This window comes from Streptomyces sp. NPDC005955 (assembly GCF_042871255.1).
Lineage (GTDB): Bacteria > Actinomycetota > Actinomycetes > Streptomycetales > Streptomycetaceae > Streptomyces.
On the sequence record NZ_JBIAIF010000027.1, the window covers coordinates 1 to 20,308 of the forward strand.

The 20,308-nt window shown below is 69.5% G+C and carries 6 protein-coding genes and 1 pseudogene; 2 read left to right on the forward strand and 5 right to left on the reverse strand.

Annotation, left to right across the window (positions count from 1 at the left end):
* The 3 genes from ACFYOU_RS33065 to ACFYOU_RS33075 form a co-directional block, all read right to left on the reverse strand.
* Positions 1-6,080 (reverse strand): SDR family NAD(P)-dependent oxidoreductase (locus ACFYOU_RS33065; protein ID WP_391310966.1); only part of this gene is annotated, 6,080 nt, incomplete at its 3' end.
* Positions 6,077-12,589: an SDR family NAD(P)-dependent oxidoreductase gene (locus ACFYOU_RS33070; protein WP_391310968.1), complete on the reverse strand. Its 6,513-nt coding sequence runs from the start codon at positions 12,587-12,589 to the stop codon at positions 6,077-6,079. The genes ACFYOU_RS33065 and ACFYOU_RS33070, both read right to left, overlap by 4 nt.
* Before the next feature lie 368 nt (positions 12,590-12,957).
* Complete coding sequence (locus ACFYOU_RS33075; protein ID WP_389764256.1) at positions 12,958-14,445, reverse strand: MFS transporter; 1,488 nt, start codon at positions 14,443-14,445, stop codon at positions 12,958-12,960.
* Positions 14,446-15,469: 1,024 nt separating this feature from the next.
* Between ACFYOU_RS33075 and ACFYOU_RS33080 the strand changes: the two genes are divergently transcribed.
* Positions 15,470-16,063, forward strand: a complete 594-nt coding sequence (locus tag ACFYOU_RS33080) for an RNA polymerase sigma factor (RefSeq protein ID WP_385757010.1) — start codon at positions 15,470-15,472, stop codon at positions 16,061-16,063.
* 1,596 nt (positions 16,064-17,659) lie between these two features.
* On the opposite strand, the gene ACFYOU_RS33085 is transcribed toward ACFYOU_RS33080, so the two are convergent.
* Complete coding sequence (locus ACFYOU_RS33085; RefSeq protein WP_387008759.1) at positions 17,660-17,863, reverse strand: hypothetical protein; 204 nt, start codon at positions 17,861-17,863, stop codon at positions 17,660-17,662.
* 645 nt (positions 17,864-18,508) lie between these two features.
* Here ACFYOU_RS33085 and ACFYOU_RS33090 point away from each other — a divergent pair.
* Positions 18,509-19,882 (forward strand): MFS transporter, encoded by a 1,374-nt coding sequence (locus ACFYOU_RS33090; protein ID WP_391310972.1) that lies wholly within the window; start codon positions 18,509-18,511, stop codon positions 19,880-19,882.
* Positions 19,883-20,049: 167 nt separating this feature from the next.
* Here ACFYOU_RS33090 and ACFYOU_RS33095 read toward each other — a convergent pair.
* Positions 20,050-20,292: pseudogene (locus ACFYOU_RS33095) on the reverse strand (nucleotidyltransferase family protein); the annotation flags it as partial.
* Between the last annotated feature and the right edge of the window lie 16 nt (positions 20,293-20,308).

Consider the following 20,308-nt stretch of genomic DNA (forward strand, 5'->3'; position numbering starts at 1 on the left):
CCATCCTGATTCACCGCACTGCCACGAACCACAGCCAAAACCCTGTGCCCAAGGCGCCGAGCATCCGACAACCTCTCCACCACCAACACACCCACACCATCCGAGAACCCGGTCCCGTCCGCCGACGCCGCATACGCCTTGCAGCGACCGTCAGGGGAAACCGCCCGCTGACGGCTGAACTCGGTCAGGAGATAGGGCCCGGCCAGCAGGGTCACACCGCCCACCAGCGCCAACGAGCACTCACCGGCTCGCAGTGCCTGGCCTGCCAGGTGCAGGGCGACGGCGGAGGAGGAGCAAGCCGTGTCCACCGACATCGCTGGACCTTCCAGCCCCAGCGAGTACGCGATCCGACCGGACACCACGCTTGTCGTGGTACCGGTCAGGCGGTAGCCCTCCAGCTCTCCCGACGCCATGCCGCCGTAGTCGGTCGTCACCACACCGGCGAAGACACCGGTGTCACTACCGCGCAACGTCGTCGGATCGATGCCCGCGTTCTCGAACGCCTCCCACGACGACTCCAGCAACAGACGCTGCTGCGGGTCCATGGCTGTCGCCTCACGCGGACTGATCCCGAAGAACTCGGCGTCGAACTCCCCGATGCCCTCCAGGAAGGCACCGCCCCTGGTGTTGATCTTCCCCGGCTGGTCCGGGTCCGGGTCGTAGATGTTCGGGTCCCACCCACGGTCGGTGGGCAACCCGCCCACCGCGTCGCGGCGGGAGGCAACCAACTGCCACAGTTCCTCGGGGCTCGTCACCCCACCGGGGTAGCGGCAGCTCATCCCCACGATGGCCAGGGGTTCGTCTGTCGCAACGCGCTTGGCCCGCGTGGCGCGCTTCGGTGCGTCAGCCACTCCACCGAACTCGGAGAGCAGCAGCCGTGCGACTGCGGCCGGGGTCGGGTGATCGAAGATCAGCGTGGCGGGCAGGCGGACACGTGTGGCCTGGGTGAGTCGATTGCGCAGCTCGACCGCGCTGAGCGAGTCGAAGCCGAGCTCCTTGAAGGCCCGGTCCATGTCGATCGCAGCAGAGGAGGCGTGGCCGAGTACCGCCGCGACCTGATCCCGAACCGCGTCCTGAACGATTCGTTCCCGATCGGCTCCGGCGAGGCCGGCGATGCGCTGCGCGAGCGATCCACCCGTCTCGGTGCGTCGGGCAGGGGCGGGAACGAGACCGCTCAGCAGTGTGGGGAGCAAGCCGGCCCGGCCCTGGGCACGCAGCGCGGCCGGGTCAAGTTGGACAGGTGCGAGTAGTGCCTCACGGGTACCGAGCGCCAAGTCGAAGAGTTCCAACCCGCGCGACGGGGAGAGCGCACCCATACCCGTGCGTTCCAAGCGGGCCAGTTCGGCCTCGCCCAGCTCGCCCGACATGCCTCCGACCTCGCTCCACAGCCCCCATGCGAGGGAAGTCGCCGAAAGCCCCGACGCCTGACGGGATGCTGCCAAAGCGTCCAACGCCGCGTTCGCCGCGGCGTAGTTGCCCTGACCAGGGCTCCCCATCAACGCCGCCACCGAGGAGAACATCACGAACGCCGACAGGTCTGCGTCGGCGGTCAGTTCGTGCAGGTGCCAGGCCGCGTCCACCTTCGGACGCATCACACGGTCGATCTGGTCAACGGTCAACGACTCCACCACACCGTCGTCCAACACACCCGCCGTATGCACGACACCGGTCAACGGACGCTCCACCGAAGCAAGCACCGCGGCCAGCTGCTCGCGGTCGGACACGTCGCAAGCCACGACCCGAGCCAAACAACCCAACGCATCAAGTTCCGCAACCAACTCCGCAGCACCCTCAGCCGCCGGACCACGACGACTCAGCAACAGAAGGTCACGCACCCCGTGCGACGCGGCCAGATGACGGGCGAACACCGCACCCAAACCACCCGTACCACCCGTCACCACCACCGTCCCCTCAGGCTCGAAGGACCGAACGGGCGCGTCCAATGCTCCAGCAGCCGAACGGATCAGGCGCGGCGCCAACAACCGACCATCGCGTACCGCGAGCTGCGGCTCATCCACCGCCAGCAACGCACCCCAGTCCGGCTCCTGGTCACCGTCCACATCCACCAGAACGAACCGACCCGGATGCTCCGACTGCGCACTCCGCAACAAACCCCACACCGCAGCGTGCGCCACATCCGCAGTACCACCACCAACCGACACCGCACCCCGAGTCACCACCACCAACCGCGAACCCGCCAGCGCCCCACACGCCAGCAGTCCCTGCACCAACGACAACGCCTCACGGACAGCGGCACACGCTGAGGAAGGCGTGTCCTGGCCGGCACCCGGGATGCGGGCGAGAAGCGCCTGCGGAGCCGTAACCCCCTGAGTGAGCGCCTGCTCAAGGGCACCCAAGTCCGGGTAGGTCTCCCCCGTACCGATGCGGACGAGTTCTTGAGTGCCAGCGCTTGCGGCGGCATCGATCTCGTTCCAGCCCACCGTGTACAGCGATTGCCGTACATCCTCACGCGTGCTGTCGATGCGTCCTTGCTCCACGGGTCGCACGACGAGCGAGCCCACAGAGACCACCAGGTCGCCGTTCTCGTCCACGGCGTCCAGCCGTAGCGAGGTGTCACCGGTCATCACGGAACGGACCCGCAGTCGCGAGACGTCGGGGCGGTCGAGCCGGACGCCGTTCCAGCTGAACGGCATGAGGTGTGAGGCGGCATCGCCCTCGGTCAGCAGGATGACACCGCTCTGTAGAGCGGAGTCGAAGAGCGCGGGGTGGATACCGAAGCCCTCGTGCCCCTCGGGCAGCGTCACCTCGGCGTAGGTCACGTCACCGTCGCGCCAGACGGCCTCGACACCGTGGAAGAGGGGGCCGTAGTCGTACCCGAGATCTGCGAGACGGCTGTAGAGGTCGTCGACGGGCATCGGTTCGGCGTTCCGCGGCGGCCACTGGTCCGGCCACGCCTGGACCGGGGCGCTGTCCGCGCTGAGGGTTCCCCGGGCGTGGCAGGTGGCCTCGCTGTCGCTGAGGGTGCCTTCCGAGCGCGAGTAGATCGCCAGCTCACGACGGCCGTCCGCTTGGGACGCCCCAACGGTGATCTGGAGTTGCCGGGTGACCCCGTGCTGAACGATCAGAGGTGCTTCGAGGACCAGCTCGTCGACCACCGGACTGCCGGCGTGTCGTCCGGCGGCGAGGGCGAGCTCGACCAGCCCCGTGCCCGGCACGACCATCGTGCCGAGGAGGAGGTGCTCAGCGGCCCAGGGCTGGGTCTCGGTGGAGATGAGGCCGGTGAGGACCCATTCGTCGCGGTCGCCCACCTGCACGGCCGCGGCCAGTACGGGGTGGTCGACGGCGACGAGACCAGCAGCTGACACGTCACCCGTGATCGTGCCCGGAGACAGCCAGAACCGCTCCCGCTGGAAGGCATAAGTCGGCAGATCAACACGCTGAGCACCAACGCCCGCGTAGAACGCCTCCCAATCCACTGCGACACCAGCCGCATAGGCGTGGCCCAGGAACCCGGCGAACGCCTCCGCCTCACCCTGCTTCCTCCGCAGAGCCGGAAGGAACACTGCGTCAGTGTTTTCCCCTTCGACTTCGAGGCACTGGCGCGCCATCGCGGTCAGTACGGCATCCGGGCCGAGTTCCAGGAAGCGGCGCACGTCCAGGTCCCACAGGGTGCGGACCCCGTCAGCGAAACGGACAGCTTGGCGTACGTGGCGGACCCAGTACTCGGCGTCGAACACCTCCACCACTGCGCCCGTGACGTTCGAGACCACCGGGACCTGCGGCGCCGCATACTCCAAACGCTCCGCAACCGCCCGGAACTCCTCCAACATCGGTTCCATCCGCGGGGAATGGAACGCGTGCGACACCCGAAGCCGAGTCGTCTTGCGGCCTTCCCAGTGCTTGAGCCATACCTCAGCAGCGTCCTCGTCACCTGACACGACCACCGACGTCGGACCGTTCACCGCCGCCACTTCGAGACGACCCTCAAACCCGACCAACGACTCCGTCACCTCGGACTCGCTCGCCTGAACCGCGACCATCACCCCACCCGCAGGCAACCCACCCATCAGACGGCCACGCGCCACCACCAACTCCGCCGCATCACCCAACGACAACACCCCAGCCACATGCGCAGCAGCAACCTCCCCCACCGAATGGCCGATCAAGTAGTCCGCACGCAGCCCAAGCGACTCCACCAGGCGGTACAGCGCGACCTCGACCGCGAACAACACCACCTGCGTGAACTCCGTCGAATCCAACACCCCGTCTTCGGAAGCAAGGAGCTCCCGCACCGAACGCCCCAGCCGCGGGTCCAACTCCGCACACACAGCGGCCAACGCCTGGTCGTAGGCAGGGAACTCTGCCGCCAAACCGAGACCCATACCCACACGCTGAGAACCCTGCCCCGTAAACAGGAACGCCGACTTCCCCCCGACAGCACTCCCGCCCGCCGACACAGCACCCAACTGCGCCAGCAACTCGTCACGGCCACCAGCGACCACCACCGCACGCCGCTCCAACAACGCACGCGAGCCCACCAACGAAGACGCAACATCCGCAACCGACACATCAGGCTGCTCAATCACGAACGAACGCAACCGCTCCGCCTGCGCACGCAACGCCGCATCCGAACGACCCGACACCACCACCGGAACCGCCGCCAACCGCGTGCTGCCCGACGAAGCACCCTCCGCCGCAGCAGCATCCTCAACCGGCGCCTCCTCCACGATGATGTGCGCGTTCGTCCCGCTCACGCCGAACGACGACACACCCGCACGACGCGGACGCCCCTCACTCCTCCACTCCCGCGCTTCACGCAACAACTCAACGCCACCCGACGCCCAGTCGACGTGCGGCGACGGCTCGTCCACGTGCAACGTCGACGGCAACACCCCATGCCGCAACGCCATCACCATCTTGATCACACCCGCCACACCAGCCGCAGCAGACGTATGACCGATGTTCGACTTGATGGAACCCAGCCACAACGGGTCCCCCACCCGCTCAGCGCCGTACGTCGCCAACAACGCCTGCGCCTCGATCGGGTCACCCAACTTCGTCCCCGTACCGTGGCCCTCCACCGCGTCGATCTCCGACGGAGACAGTCCCGCACTCGCCAGCGCCTGCCGGATGACCCGCTCCTGCGACGGACCGTTCGGCGCGGTCAGACCGTTGCTCGCACCATCCTGGTTCACCGCACTGCCGCGGATCAGACCCAGGATCCGCCGCCCGTTGCGCTTCGCGTCGGACAGCCGCTCCAGGAGCACCAGCCCGACGCCGTCGGAGAACCCGGTCCCGTCGGCGGACGCCGCGTACGCCTTGCACCGGCCGTCGCGGGCCAGGCCGCGCTGGCGGCTGAACTCAACGAACAGGAAGGGGCCGGCCAGGACCGTGACACCGCCGGCGAGCGCGAGGGAGCACTCGCCCGCCCGCAGTGCGTTCGCCGCGAGGTGCATGGCGACGAGCGAGGCGGAGCACGCGGTGTCGATCGAGACCGCCGGGCCCTCCAGGCCGAGGCTGTAGGCGACGCGGCCCGACATCACGCTGCTCTGGGTTCCGGTCACCCGGAACCCTTCCAGTTCGGGAAGGGTCGACGGGCCGTAGTCGGAGGACACCGTCCCTGCGAACACGCCGGTGTCGCTGCCCCGCAGCGAGGTGGGGTCGATGCCCGCGTCCTCGAACGCCTCCCAGGCCGCTTCCAACGTCAGCCGCTGGGTCGGGTCCATGGCCAGGGCCTCGCGGGGGCTGATCCCGAAGAACTCCGCGTCGAACGAGGTGGCGGTGTCGACGAACCCGCCCTCGGTGGCGTAGGCGCTGCCCGGCCGTTCCGGGTCGGCGTCGTACAGCCGCTCCAGGTCCCAGCCGCGGTCGGTGGGGAACGGACCCATGGCGTCCCGGCCGGACGCCACGAGCTCCCACAGCTCGTTCGGTGACGTCACGCCACCCGGATACCGGCAGCTCATGCCGACGATGGCGATCGGCTCGACGTCGCGCTGCTCCAGCTCACGGACCTTGCGGTTGGCCGTCCGCAGTTCGGCGGTCACCCGCCGCAGGTAGGTGCGGAGCTTCTGCTCGTCGTTCAGCGGTCCGCTCCGGCCGTCGTCAGTCTTCCCGGTCATGCGGATCCGAGCTCCTTGTCGATCAGGTCGAACATGTCGCTGTCGGAGACGAAGTCGAGTTCGTCTTCCAGGTCGTCTTCGGTGGCTTCGGGGCCGGTGTTCGTCGCGCTCAGCAGGGTCCGCAGGCGGTTGCTGAGCGAGCGCAGACGGGGTTCGGCGCCGGCCAGCTGCTGTTCGTGGCCGGACACGGCGATGAGGAGTGCCTCCAGCCGCTGTAGTTCCTGGTCGAGTGGTGACGGGTGCTGCCCGGTGGCTCCGCCGACCTTGGTGAGGATCAGTCGGGCGGCCTCGATCGGGGTGGGGTGGTCGAAGACCAGCGTCGCGGGCAGCCGGACGTCGACCACCTGGCTGAGCCGGTTGCGCAGTTCGACGGCGGCGAGGGAGTCGAAGCCGAGGTCCTTGAAGGGGCGCTCGGGGTCGACGGCCGCGGCCGAGGCGTGGCCGAGTACGGACGCGACCTGGGTACGGACCAGGTCCAGCACCATCTGCTCGCGGTCGGCCTCGGGGACCCCGGCGAGCCGTCGTTCCAGTGAGCGTGCGTTGTCGGCGCGGCGGGCGGGGGCTCGGACGAGTCCGCGGAGCAGGGCGGGGAGCGTGCCGGCCCGGGCCTGGGTGCGCAGCGCGGTCGGGTCGAGGCGCACGGGGGCCAGGAGCGGGGCGTCGGAGCGGAGGGCCTGGTCGAACAGTTCCAGGCCCAGGTCCCGGGAGATCGCGCCGATGCCGGTGCGTTCCATGCGGGCCAGGTCGGCTTCGGCCATCTCCCCGGTCATCCCGGTGGAGTCGGACCACAGGCCCCACGCCAGGGAGAGGGCGGGCAGGCCGGCCGTCTGTCGCTGCGTGGCGAGGGCGTCCACGGCGGCGTTGGCGGCGGCGTAGTTGGCCTGGCCGGCATTGCCGAGCAGTCCGGCGGCGGAGGAGAACAGGACGAACGCCGACAGGTCCATGCGTGAGGTCAGCTCGTGCAGGTGCCAGGCGGCGTCCAGCTTGGGGCGCATGACGTGCTGCACCTGTTCGGGGGTGAGCGACTCGATGATGCCGTCGGCCAGCGTGCCGGCCGTGTGGACCACCGCGGTCAGGGGGCGTTCCAGTGAGCCGAGCAGTTCGGCGAGCTGTGCGCGGTCGGCCACGTCGCAGGCGAGGACGCGGGCCTCGGCTCCGAGGGCCGCGAGTTCGGTGACGAGGTCGGCGGCGCCGTCGGCGGCCGGGCCCCGCCGGCTGACCAGCAGGAGGTGACGCATGCCGTGTTCGGTGACGAGGTGCTTGGCGAACAGGGCCCCCAGGCCGCCGGTGCCACCGGTGATCAATACGGTGCCCTCGGGGTTCAGGGGTGCCGGAACGGTCAGCACGACCTTGCCGACGTTGCGTCCTTCGCGGAGGTAGCGGAACGCCTCGTCGCCTCGGCGTACGTCCCAGGCGCGGATCGGTGCGGGGGCCAGTACCCCTCGTTCGAACAGGTCGGCGATCTCGACCAGCATCTGCTGGATGCGGTCCGACCCGGCCTCCATCAGGTCGTAGGAGCGGTAGGTCACCCCCTCGCGTCGGCGTGCGACGGCCTCGGGGTCACGGAGGTCGGTCTTGCCCATCTCGATGAAGCGTCCGCCGCGCGGCAGCAGTTCCAGTGAGGCGTCGATGAACTCGCCGGCCAGCGAGTTGAGCACCACGTCCACGCCCGTGCCGCCGGTGGCCTGGTGGAGGGCGTCGCGGAACCCGAGGTCGCGGGAGGAGGCGAGGTGCTCTTCGGGGACGCCCAGGGCTCGTACGGCGTCCCACTTGGCCGGGCTGGCGGTGGCGTAGGGCTCGGCGCCGAGGTGGCGGGCGAGCTGTACGGCGGCCATGCCGACGCCGCCGGCGGCCGCGTGCACCAGCAGCTTCTCGCCGGGCCTCAGGTCGGCCAGGTCGATGAGGCCGTAGTAGGCGGTCAGGTACACGACGGGGATGGCGGCGGCCTCGGTGAAGGTGAGGCGTTGCGGGACCGGTGCGAGGGTCTTGCGGTCGGCGATGGCGACGGGGCCGAAGGCGTCCTTCACGAGTCCGAACACCCGGTCGCCGGGGACCAGGTCGGTGACGGCGGAGCCCACTTCGAGCACGACGCCCGCCGCCTCGCTGCCCAGCGGTGCCTCGCCCGGGTACATGCCGAGTGCGATGAGCACGTCCCGGAAGTTGAGGCCGGCGGCGCGGACGGAGACGCGGACTTCGCCGACGCCCAGGGGGCGGTGGCTGTCGGAGGGCTGGACGGTGAGGTTCTCCAGGGAGCCCTTCTCCGTGCTGGCGAGCCGCCACGACCGGCCGGTCGGTCCCGCGGTCGCCCGCCCCAGGCGGGGGGCCAGCAGGGCGTCGCCCCGCAGCGCCAGCTGCGGCTCGTCGAGGCCGGCCAGGGAGCTCCAGTCGGGCCGGGCGCCGCCGTCCGTGTCGACGAGGACGAAGCGGCCGGGGTGTTCGGTCTGTGCGCTGCGCAGCAGTCCCCAGGCGGGGGCCTGGGTCAGGTCCAGGGGTTCCGCGCCGACGGCGACCGCCCGGCGGGTCACCGCCACGAGGGTGGCTTCGCCCAGCCACTCGCTGGCCAGCCACCGCTGGGTCAGGGCGAGGGTGCGTTCGGCGACCGCGGTCGCGGCGTGGGTGGGGTCGTCCGTTTCCGGGTTCTCGATCTGGACGAGCACCAGGTCCGCGCCGGTCGCGCCGTCGGCGAGCGCGGCCTCCAGGGCGGGCAGGTCGGCGAAGCGCTCGCCGGGTGCGTCGAGGTCGCCGAGGACCACGATGCGGGCCTGCGAGGGCGTTCCCGTGACCGGCGCCCACTCCAACTGGAACAGTGCGTCGTGCTCGCCGCGGGGTCGTGCCAGTTGCGCGGGGTCGACGGGGCGCACGGCGAGCTTGTCGACGGCGACGACCAGCTCGCCGTTCTCGTCGACGACGTCGACGCGGAAGCCGGAGTCCCCGGCGGTGTCGATGCGGACGCGCACCCGGTCGGGTGCCGACCGCCCGCACTGCACCCCGGACCAGGAGAACGGCAGGTCGGGGGTCGACCCGGCGGTCTTGTCCAGCATGCTGGGGTGCAGCGCGGAGTCGAACAGCGCCGGGTGGATGGCGAATCCGTCGGTGGAGGTGCCTTCGGGCAGGGTGACCTCGGCGTACAGCTCGGTGCCGCTGCGCCACACGTTCTGCACGCCCTGGAACAGGGGGCCGTAGTCGAGCCCGATGTCCGCCAGTTGCTCGTACAGGGTCTCGGCGGACGCCTCGACGGCTGCGATCGGCGGCCAGGAAGCGGGGAAGGGCGGCGCGGGATCGGAACCGGCCTCGGCTGCGAGCCAGCCGCGGGCGTGCCTGATGACTTGCCGCGCACCGTCAGTCCCGGCTCCGGTCGCGGTCGCGGTCCCGGCCGGGGTCCCGCTCCCCGCCTCGGCGAGGGAGTGGACGGCGACTTCGCGGCGACCGTCCTCGCCGGGCTTGCCCACGGTGACCCTGATGTGTCGGGCGGAGTTCCCTTCGAGGACCAGCGGAGCTTCGAAGACCAACTCGTCCAGGAGGACGTGGCCGAGGTGGCGTGCTGCGGCGAGGACGAGTTCGACCAGGGCGGCGCCCGGCACGATCACCGAGCCCAGCACCACGTGGTCGATGACCCACGGCTGCGAGTCGGTGGAGAAGCGACCGGTGAACACCCATTCGTCGCGGTCGGCGACCTGCACGGCCGCCGCCAGCACGGGGTGTTGCATCCGGTCGAGGCCGGCAGCCGCTACGTCACCGCCCTGCGCTGCCGGGGTCAGCCAGTACTTCTCGCGTTGGAAGGCGTAGGTGGGCAGGTCCACCCGCTGGGCGTCGGTGCCTGCGTACAGGGCTTCCCAGTCGATGCGGACACCCGCGACGTGCGCTTGGCCGAGCGAGAGGAGGAACCGTTCCAGGCCACCCTCGTCACGGCGCAGGGAGCCCACCACGGCGACGCGGTCGACCGCGGACCGTGCCTCGATCGTGCCTTCCACCGCCATGGTGAGCACGGGGTGGGGGGACATCTCCAGGAAACAACCCGTGCCCTTGTCGACCAGCGCACGAATCGCCGGCTCGAAACCGACCGGGTTCCGCAGATTCCGGTACCAGTACCCGGCATCCATCGACGTGGTGTCCAAGAACTCACCCGACACCGTCGAAAAGAACGGAACCCGCCCCTTCAACGGCACCACCGGCGCAAGCGCCTCCCGCAGCTCCCCCTCAATCACCTCCACCTGCACCGAATGCGACGCATAATCCACCTTCACCCGCCGCGCCCGGACCTCATCGCGCTCACACATCGCCAGCAGTTCGTCCAAAGCCTCCGGCTCCCCCGCAACCACGACCGACGAAGGACCGTTCACCGCCGCCACCGACACCCGACCCGCGAACGGAGCGATCAACTCCTCAGCCCGCTCCGCACCCACCGCAACCGACATCATCCCGCCGAGCCCAGCCAACCGGTCACGCACCAACTGACTGCGCACCGCCACGATCCGCGCAGCATCCCGCAACGACAACCCACCCGCCACATACGCCGCAGCAATCTCCCCCTGCGAATGCCCCACCACCGCAGACGGCTCCACACCGTACGAACGCCACACCGCCGCCAAACCCACCATCACCGCGAACAACGCGGGCTGCACCACATCCACCCGCTCCAACGACGGAGCACCCTCAACACCCCGCAACACATCCTCAAGCCGCCACTCCACAAACTCCGACAACGCCTCCCCACACGCCGCCACCTCAGCAGCGAACACCGGAGACCCGTCCAACAACCCCACCGCCATACCCACCCACTGCGCACCCTGACCCGGGAACACGAACACCGACTTCACACCCGCACCCGCAACCTGCCCCTCCACCACATTCACCGCAGGAGCAGCCGCGCTCAGTTCACCGAGGCCGGTGAGCAGGGCGCCGCGGTCGGTGGCGACCACCACGGCTCGGCGTTCGAGGTGTGCGCGGGCGGTCGCCTGCGCGAATCCGATGTCCAGGTGGTCGAGTTCGGGGCGGGCGATCATGTGGGCGCGCAGCCGGTCGGCCTGCTCGCGCAGAGCCGTCTCGCTGCGGGCGGAGAGGGGTACGAGGATCGGCGGGCGTTGCCCGGTGGGTGCCTGTTGCCGGGGCGCGTCCTCGTTCGGGGCCTCTTCCAGGATCACGTGGGCGTTGGTGCCGCTCACGCCGAACGAGGAAACGCCCGCACGGCGGGGTCGTTCCCCCGCGGGCCACGGCCGGGCTTCGGTGAGGAGGGTCACTTCGCCCGACGTCCAGTCCACGTGGGGCGAGGGGGCGTCCACGTGCAGGGTGGGCGGAAGCGTTTCGTGTCGCATCGCCATGACCATCTTGATGACGCCGGCCACTCCGGCCGCGGCCTGGGTGTGGCCGATGTTCGACTTGATGGAGCCGAGCCAGAGGGGGCCGTTCTTCCGCTTCTGGCCGTAGGTCGCCAACAGGGCTTCGGCTTCGATCGGGTCGCCGAGGGGTGTTCCCGTGCCGTGGCCCTCGACCGCGTCCACATCGGACGGGGACAGGCCCGCGCTGTTCAACGCCTGGCGGATGACCCGCTCCTGCGAGGGGCCGTTCGGCGCGGTGAGGCCGTTGCTCGCGCCGTCCTGGTTGATCGCCGTGCCGCGTACGAGGGCGAGGATCCGGTGCCCGTTGCGCTGGGCGTCGGACAGTCGTTCCAGTACGAGCAGGCCGAGTCCTTCCGCCCAGCCGACGCCGTCGGCGGCCGCGGCGTACGCCTTGCAGCGTCCGTCCGCGGACAGGGCGCGCTGGCGGCTGAACTCCACGAAGGCGCTGGGGCGGGCCAGGGTGGTCGCGCCACCGACCACGGCGAGTGAACATTCCTTGGCGCGAAGGGACTTGGCCGCCAGGTCGATCGCCACCAGGGAGGCGGAGCACACCGTGTCGACGGTGACGGCGGGGCCTTCGAAGCCGAAGGTGTAGCTGATGCGGCCCGAGGCGACGCTGGGCGACGACGCGATGGAGAGGTAGCCCTCGATCTCCGGGCGTTGGTCGCTGAGACTCGCGACGAACTGGTAGTCGGAGAACATGAGTCCGCAGAAGACGCCGGTGTCGCTGCCCTTCAGCGTCAGCGGGTCGATGCCGGCGTCCTCGAACGCTTCCCAGGCGCCTTCGAGCAGCAGTCGTTGCTGGGGGTCCATGGCGAGGGCCTCGCGGGGGCTGATCCCGAAGAACTCGGCGTCGAACTCGGCCATGCCGTCGAGGAATCCGCCGTGGCGGGTGTAGGCCGTGCCGGGGTGGTCGGGGTCGGGGTCGTAGAGGTCGTCCAGGTTCCAGCCGCGGTCGCGGGGGAACTCCGAGAGTCCCGTGCGTCCCTCGGCGACCAGCGACCACAGGTCCTCGGGTGAGGCGACCCCTCCCGGGTAGCGGCAGCTCATGCCCACGATGGCCAGGGGCTCGCCCGCCTGGTCGAGCAGCTGTTGGTTCTGGCGCCGCAGACGCTCAGTCTCCTTCAGCGACTTGCGCAGGGCTCCGACGATGTCGGGCTTTTCGAGGGCCATGCGGTTTTCCCCACCTTCGGGCTCATGCCGGCGACCATGTGGTCGACGTACTAGATCCCGGGGTGGCCCTCCCGGATACAACGATTCCTCAGCTTTTTTCGAGGCATGTGTGTGCGGTGTGGTGTCCGGGTACTCAGGCGGGTCGTCGCCCGGTCTCCGCACGGGTCCGCGGGAGGCGTCCGGGGTGGGGGTACCCGGCCCGACAGGTGGGTGCGGGCCGTGGCTCCCGGAGGTACTGCCCTTCCGGAACCACGGCCCGCGCCCTGGGGTTTCCACGGATTCCCGTGGGGCTCACGCCCACGTGGTCGCGTGGCCCGTCAACCGTCGGTGTTGCTCACCTCTCCGTGTTGCTCAGCTGTCGGTGTTGCTCAACCGGTCTTGTCGGCCTTCTCCAGGGAGACGTCCTCTTCTTCCTTCTGCGCTTCCGGTGTCGGGAAGCGGAGGAAGAAGGTGCAGGCGACGGCGCCCAGCAGGAGGAAGGCGACGGGTAGGAGACCCGTTTCGCTCAGGGCGGTGCTGTAGGGCTCGTGGAACGCCTCGGGGATCGCGCTGGGGCTGCCTTCGAACTTGGCCCCGCCGGCACTGATGCCCGGCAGGTGCGCTTCGATCCGGTCGACGAACAGTGCGCCGACCGCGGCGCTGCCGAGCACGGCACCCATCTGGCGGTTGGTGTTGTAGATGCCGGAGCCCGCGCCGGACTGGTGGACGGGGAGGTTGCGGGTGGCGATGGCGCCCAGCGGTCCCCAGACCATGCCGTTGGCGACGCCGGTCAGGGCTGCCGTGGCCGAGAACATCCACAGGTGCGAGTCGGGTTCCATCAGGAGGCTGAACCCGACGATCGTGAGGGCGAAGAGCACGAAGCCGAGAGCCGTGAAGGTGCGGGGGTGGGCCTTGTCGGACAGTTTGCCGATGGTGACGGAGAAGACGCCGGTCAGGATGGCCAACGGCGCGAAGATCAGGGCGGATTCCATGGAGGAGAGTCCGCGTACTCCCTGGAGGTAGAAGTACGAGGGGACGGTCATCGCGGTCACCGCGGCGCCCATGGTGGCGATGCCCACGTTGGCCAGCGCGAAGTTGCGGTCGCGGAACAGGGCCAGGAGCAGGAGGGGTTCGCCCTTGCTGCGGGCCTGGGTGACGACGAACACCGCCAGGACGAGCAGCCCTGCGGCGATCATCGACCAGATGCCGACCGACCAGTCCCGGTTGTTCCCTTCTTGGAGGCCGAAGACCAGGAGGAACATGCCGGTGCAGGACAGCACGATGCCGAACGGGTCGATCCGGTGCTTCGTGGTCTCCAGGGTCGGCACCAGCTTCCAGGCCAGGGCGAAGGCGACGATGCCGATGGGGACGTTGATGAGGAAGATCCATTCCCAGCCGACGGAGTCCACCAGCAGGCCGCCGAGTACCGGGCCGAGCAGCAGGGCGACGCCGGCGGAGCCGCCCCATGCGCCCATCGCGGCGCCGCGCTTGTCCGCGGGGAAGATCTTGGTGACCACCGCCATGGTCTGGGGTGTCATCAGCGCGGCCCCGAAGCCCTGTACGGCGCGGGCGGCGATCAACCCGTCGATGCTGTCCGCCACTCCGCACCACAGGGAGGCGAGGGTGAACACCACCAGGCCGACGAGATAGACGTTCTTGGGGCCGTAGCGGTCGCCCAGTCGACCGGTGAACAGCAAGGGCGCTGCGTAGGTGAGCAGGTAGGCGCTGGTCACCCAGATCACTTCGGAGACGCTCGCCTTGAGCGACTCCATGATCGCGGGGTTGGCGACCGCCACGACACTCATGTCCAGCAAAATGAGGGAGAATCCGACAAGCAGTGCGCCTAGCGCTTGCCATGGATTTCGTTCAACGGTCACGATTTCCTTCCCAGATGATTGCGACCCGTGGGATCACCACATGCCTCGCCGCGAGCTGACTGTGCCCCCCTGCGAAGAACATGGATCCGGCGGTGTCCGACCCGGATACGTTCACGAGGGCATTCCCCGGCGAATGTGGCGGACGTCACATCGGCTCGACCGTCGGTCAATTCCACGTACGACACCCCCGATTACCCGTGAGGCGATTCCTGGCCGGATGAGTCAGAACGTGCCCGATCGTCCGTGCATGCGCCATGCGCCCCGCTGGAGAGGAGGACCGCCCCCGGCGGGTGCGGCCGGCGCACCGCGGCGGGCCGGCCGGGCTCGCCGGAAGGCCAACCGGGTCCGCCGGAACGAGAGTAGCCAGGAACTCCCGCACGAACATCACCAGCATGAGTGAACGCTGCGCGGAATTCGGTGAGTTGACCGAATCGCTACGGGGGAATCCGGACACGCGACCGCTCGACGGCGGAACCGGACGGGCCCGCGAACGCGTCGACCTGGTGCAGCACCCCGCCGGACCAGCACCTGGTCGCCGTTCACCCCCACCGGCCCGGGACTCCGGGGCCGACCGTGCGGTACGGCGCTCCGGGGCGCACCACACCACCGAGAACCACACGACCCGCACTTCCCCGATCCGGTCACCACCGAACAGACTCAGTGCAAAATTCAACTGCTTAGGGCGAGTCCCGCGGATTGAGACCCCACCCCGAGAGGCTACGCATGGTAAACAGACACAAGAGGGAGGAACAGTCGCTTTCTAGTCGACTTATGGGCCAGACCCAACGACAGCGTCCCCAATGAGTCGATCTAACACGCTGTACGTTTAAGTTCGTCCGCTAGTAGATTCTGCCTCCAGCCAGACCCGAGGGGCCCCGCGAGTAACGGGCGGGGAAAAAACTCCCGGGTAGCATGGCTCATTACCCTCGGTCAACACTACTATTTGGCCGGCGGTACTGGGGGAGCAGACGAAACCGGGGGATTTATGCGTACGCCTACCCTGAACGAGCTAGTAGACCAGTGCATGGCGGGGAACCAAGACGGCTGGAACCGAATTGTAGAACGGTACACACCTTTGATATGGGCGATCGCCCGCGGCCATAGGCTCAGCACGGCCGACTGCGAGGACGTCAGTCAGACCACCTGGATGCGGGTGATCCAACACCTGGGCAAGCTCCGCGATCCCGAGAAGCTCACGCAGTGGATCGCGGTGTCGGCCCGCCGGGAGAGCCTCAAGCACATCGAGAAGTCCGGTCGCAGCGTGCCCGTCGGGGACTCGCCCGTCTTCGACCGCTCGGAGCCCTCGGAGAACCTTCCCGAGGAAGCGGCACTAGCGAAGGAACGCGACAACGAGGTGCTGTTGGCCTACTGCGCACTCTCACCGAAGTGTCAGGCGTTGCTCGGGCTCCTGGTGACCGACCCGCCGATGTCCTACGACGAGATCAGCGCCACGCTGGGCATGCCGCGCGGCTCGCTGGGCCCGGTGCGGGCGCGATGTCTGGCCCATCTGGAGAAGCTGTTGAAACGTGAAACGGAGCGGTCGGAACAGGCCGCGGAACTGCTCAACGCGATCACCCGCTCCGGCCTGCGGACCTTCGCCCTGGAGCAGCACCGCTGATCCCGTGCACCGGGCGTCCCGGAGCTGCCGCACCTCCACGTGCAGCCACCAAGCCCGGAGCACGGGCCCCGAGAGGGAACCCGAGGGTGCCATCGAGCCGGGGCGGCAGGGCTTCCCGGCCCTGCCGCTCCCGCACGCGAACCTCCCGCGCAGGTCTGGTCCCTCGTCAGGGACCGACCTCAGTGGCGCCGTCGGTATGAGCGGCGCACGCGCCGCAGCACCCGTGGCGGCTGGGTGTCGTCATGGATCGGCATCGGAACGCGCACCTCGGGACCCCGCGGCGGTGACACCCGCCGGGACCGTGCGATCCGCCAACGATCCGGAGTCGCCACGCGACGGGTGACCCGGGCCCGCCGATCGGTCGTACACCGCCGCCTGACGGTGCCCGCGCGGCCACCAGTCGATGACGCGTGACAGCGACCCCTGGGCCCGGCGCTCGCCCCGCTCCGGGTGCCGGGCGCCAGGAGCCGGCGTCGAGCCCGCTCCGTGACCGGGTCGCGGCCCGGAGCGGACTCGGCTTCCGCACCCTCCCGCCCAAGCGACCATCACCCTCAGCTCCGAGCCCCCGCACCCGCACGGCCCCGCTGGCCGTCGCTCTGCCCCTGGACGCCCGTGGGCGTCCGTGGACGCCACGGGGCGGAACCGTCAGGTGGGGCGCATACGGCGGGCGGCACGGCCCTCTTCCCGGTAACACCCCGGGCCGATGTCGGAGCCTTCTCCCGTTGCGTCGAGGCAACACCCTTCAGCGCTTCGCCAAGAGGGAACACCGAGTGATCATCCACCGACAAATCAAGTCATTGCAGGAGCCACGCGAAAAGTTCGCCGCTCCGCGATGCGAGATCATTACGGCATGAAAGGCTTCCCAACGGTGTCGATCTGTCGAAGCGGTTGGATCCTGACGAACTCCGCCGCCTCGCCGATCCGTTACTTTCCGCGCTTCCCCCGTACCCGTCAGATGGCGGAGATCCCCTCATGCCGTCACACCCGTGCCGAACCACGCCGGATCGCGATCTTCACGCACCTACCGGGCGCACCGAGCGGACTCCTTGCGAGGTGATTCGACTCCTGAGATCACACTCCACGGGTTTCCGGGTGAGGGCGAGATTCCCAGGCGCAAGGCGGCGCGCCGGGCAATCCTCACAGGTTCTCCACATGCGCGGCGCGATTGGATTAGACCTTTGCGGCCGAGGGGGGGCGGGCCCTGACGGCCACGCAATTGGGGAGGGGTGGCAGGGCCCGAGTTTCCGGAGTCCACCGTTCGCGGGGAGAGGGCGTCCCCGACCACGTCAACGGCGGGCGCCCGGGCCGCTCCCGGGGGAGGCCGCGCACCTCGTCGTCCGCGCACGGGCACGACGGCAGTCCGCTCGCGCGCGAGCCCCGCCGGGGCGCCCGACGGCGTTCCGCCGCACCGGGTCCGGCGAAGTGCCTGCGTGCGACCCTCTCAACGGACCCTCGGGGACCTCTACTTCATGGCAGCGGGTACGTCATGGCGCCGGACCCGCAGATGCGTCGGGACGCCTACGGGGCGCCGGCACCGCACCCCTCCACCCCGGGCCGACGAACTCGACCTCGACGACTCGCAACATCTCCGTACGGTCAGCCGCGCACCTGGTCGGCCGCTGCCGCCCGCTCAGCGGAAACGGATTCCGCACTTCGATCCTCGTTACCACCGTGATGGAGCGCGAACAACGCCTTCGCGTTGTCCAGCATGCTGAGTGGAGGCTGTCCGATAGCACTGGTAAGCCTGGTCAGCGTTTCTTCATCTGATTCTGCCGCCTTTGCTTCGCCTGCTTCTTTCATGCCACCCACCTTCCGCTGTATTAGTTCATTCATTAACAGAATCCCAGGCTATACGCGCACTTCGCAAGAATCAATACCGGTACCTCCAGGGGTGCTATCGGAGCGGAAGGCGGGGCGGGATCCCTTCGGCCCCGGTGGCGGTGAGTGCGACCGTGTTTGGGGCGCACCGCATGATCCCGCCCTGAGTCGACTACCGGTCCGGGAACGTAGCAGCATCATAGGGACGCCTACGCTGCTCCGGGTGTCGTTTCCCGAGCAGATGACGACATGCCGCCACACCCCCGCACCGGCGCGACCACGGAGGATTTCCGGTTTCGAACGCACAGTGATCGCCCCGGATGTCTCCCGTGCTGCGCGGTATCCCGACGGGATTCCGTCAGGGAGCGGGTCGGGAGTCAACAAGTGGGCTCGGTGGTAGCCGAGTTACCCGGCCCACGACGCCGTCGTCCCGGTGGCGGACCGGGGTCCGCCCTCCCCCACTGATAGCCTGCCGGCATGGGGATCGCAGTAACCAAGTAGTCCAGGTGTGCCGTACCACGGCTGAGCCACGCCGGTCCGACCGGTGGGGCGTGCTCGTCGTGCCGGCACGGAAGCGTCCTCACGACTCCTCGGTCGTGCCTTCCTCTGCCTGGAGTACCCACCCCTGTGAACAACTTGTCACGGACACGAGTCCGCCGTCACGTCGACCGGCGGAAGCCGGCTCTCGCGCTCCTCTCCCTCCTCCAGTTCCTCATCGCCGTGGACGTGACCGTCGTCCATGTGGCGCTGCCGTCCATCGGCGCCGACTTCCACACGCCGACCGCGTCACTGTCCTGGGTCGTCACCGGCTACACCCTGGTCGGCGGGGGCCTGTTGCTCCTCGGCGGCCGGGTCACCGATCTGCTCGGCCGGCGGCGGATGTTCCTGGTCGGCGCCGGCCTGTTCGCCCTCGCTTCGCTCGTCGCCGGTCTGGCGCCCGACCTACCGACACTGATCGCCGCCCGCTTCGCCCAGGGTGCCGGTGAAGCCCTGGCGTCGCCCGCGGCGATGTCGTTGATCGCCCTGCTCTTCCCCGAGCCCACCGAACGGGCCAGGGCCCTGGGCGTCTGGGGCGGGATCTCCGCCAGCGGGCTGGTCGTCGGGTTGCTGCTGTCCGGTGTGATCACCGAACTGCTGCACTGGCGCTGGATCTTCGGCGTCAACGTTCCCCTCGCGGCCCTCGTCCTGCTGATCACACCGCGGCTGGTCCCCACCGACGGGCCACGCGTCCGGAGCGAACGCCTCGACCTCCCGGGAGCCGCACTGCTGACGGCGGGACCCCTCAGCCTGGTGTACGGCGTCCTGGAGTCGAACCCCTGGGCGATCGCGGCGGGCGTGGTGCTACTGCTCGCCTTCGTCGCCGTGGAGGCACGCACCCGACGCCCCCTCGTACCCCTCTCCTTCCTCGCCCACCGCACCCGTGCCGTGGCGAACGCCGTGACCGTGCTGCTCAGCGCGGCACTCTCCACCGTGTTCTTCCTGCTCACCCTCTACCTACAGGACGTCATGGGGTGGGGCCCGTTGAGGGCGGGCGTGGCCTTCCTGCCGTTCTGCGCGGCGCTGCTCCTGGCCATTTCGCAGACCGCGCGACTGCTGTCCGTCCTCGGTACGAAGTACACCGCGCTGGTGGGGCTGGCCTGCACGGCGCTGGGCCTGGCCTGGCTGGTCCGACTCCCCGACGAGGGCGGCTACGCCGTCGACGTACTGCCCGGGATGGTCGGCGTCGCCGCGGGCATGGGCATCGGCCTGCTCGCGCTCCAGAACGCGGCGCTGCTCGGCGTCACGGAACACGACGCCGGTACCGCCGCGGGCGTGCAGCGCTCGGTCGACCAACTCGGCGGCGCGCTCGGCTTGGCCGTGCTCGTGGGTGTCGCCGTCGGTGCGTCGGGGGTCGACGGTTTCCGCACCGCCTTCCTGTGGGCGCTGATCGGGGTGATCACCGCGGCGGTCGGGCTGGTCCTGGCCACCCGCGAGGAGGAACCGGCCCGAGCAGTCCGGTGATTGACGGTTCGGCAGCCTGACGGCTGCCCCCGGGTGCAGGACGTCCTGCACCCGGGGGCAGCCGTGCACCGACGTGCCCGCGCGGACGGGTCGGCGCCCTGGCCCCTCGCGCCCCTGCGCAGCGGCACCACCACCGCGCACGGTCGCGTTCGCCCGCCCTCAACGGCTCAGGACCGCGCGCGGCCGCCGGCCGTGGGCCAGTCCCACACGGTCAGCTCGGGCCACTGTCCGAGCCACCGCGCCACCTTGGCCTCGTACACCGTGCGCGGTGCGAGCACCGGGTTCGGACGGACGACGAGGTTGAACACGTCCGACAAGCCGTGCGGTGCGTACACGCGCCACCGGCCGTCCGGCTCGACCCGCACCCCCAGACAGCAGGTCGTGGCGGCGAAGCAGTCGATGGCGGCTTCGAGACGCGATGTTCAC

Excerpts from the sequence above, each read along its gene's own strand:
- ACFYOU_RS33070 (WP_391310968.1), bottom strand. The coding sequence starts at position 12,589 with ATGGCCCTCGAAAAGCCCGACATCGTCGGAGCCCTGCGCAAGTCGCTG.
- ACFYOU_RS33080 (WP_385757010.1), top strand. The coding sequence starts at position 15,470 with ATGGCGGGGAACCAAGACGGCTGGAACCGAATTGTAGAACGGTACACA.
- ACFYOU_RS33085 (WP_387008759.1), bottom strand. The coding sequence starts at position 17,863 with ATGAAAGAAGCAGGCGAAGCAAAGGCGGCAGAATCAGATGAAGAAACG.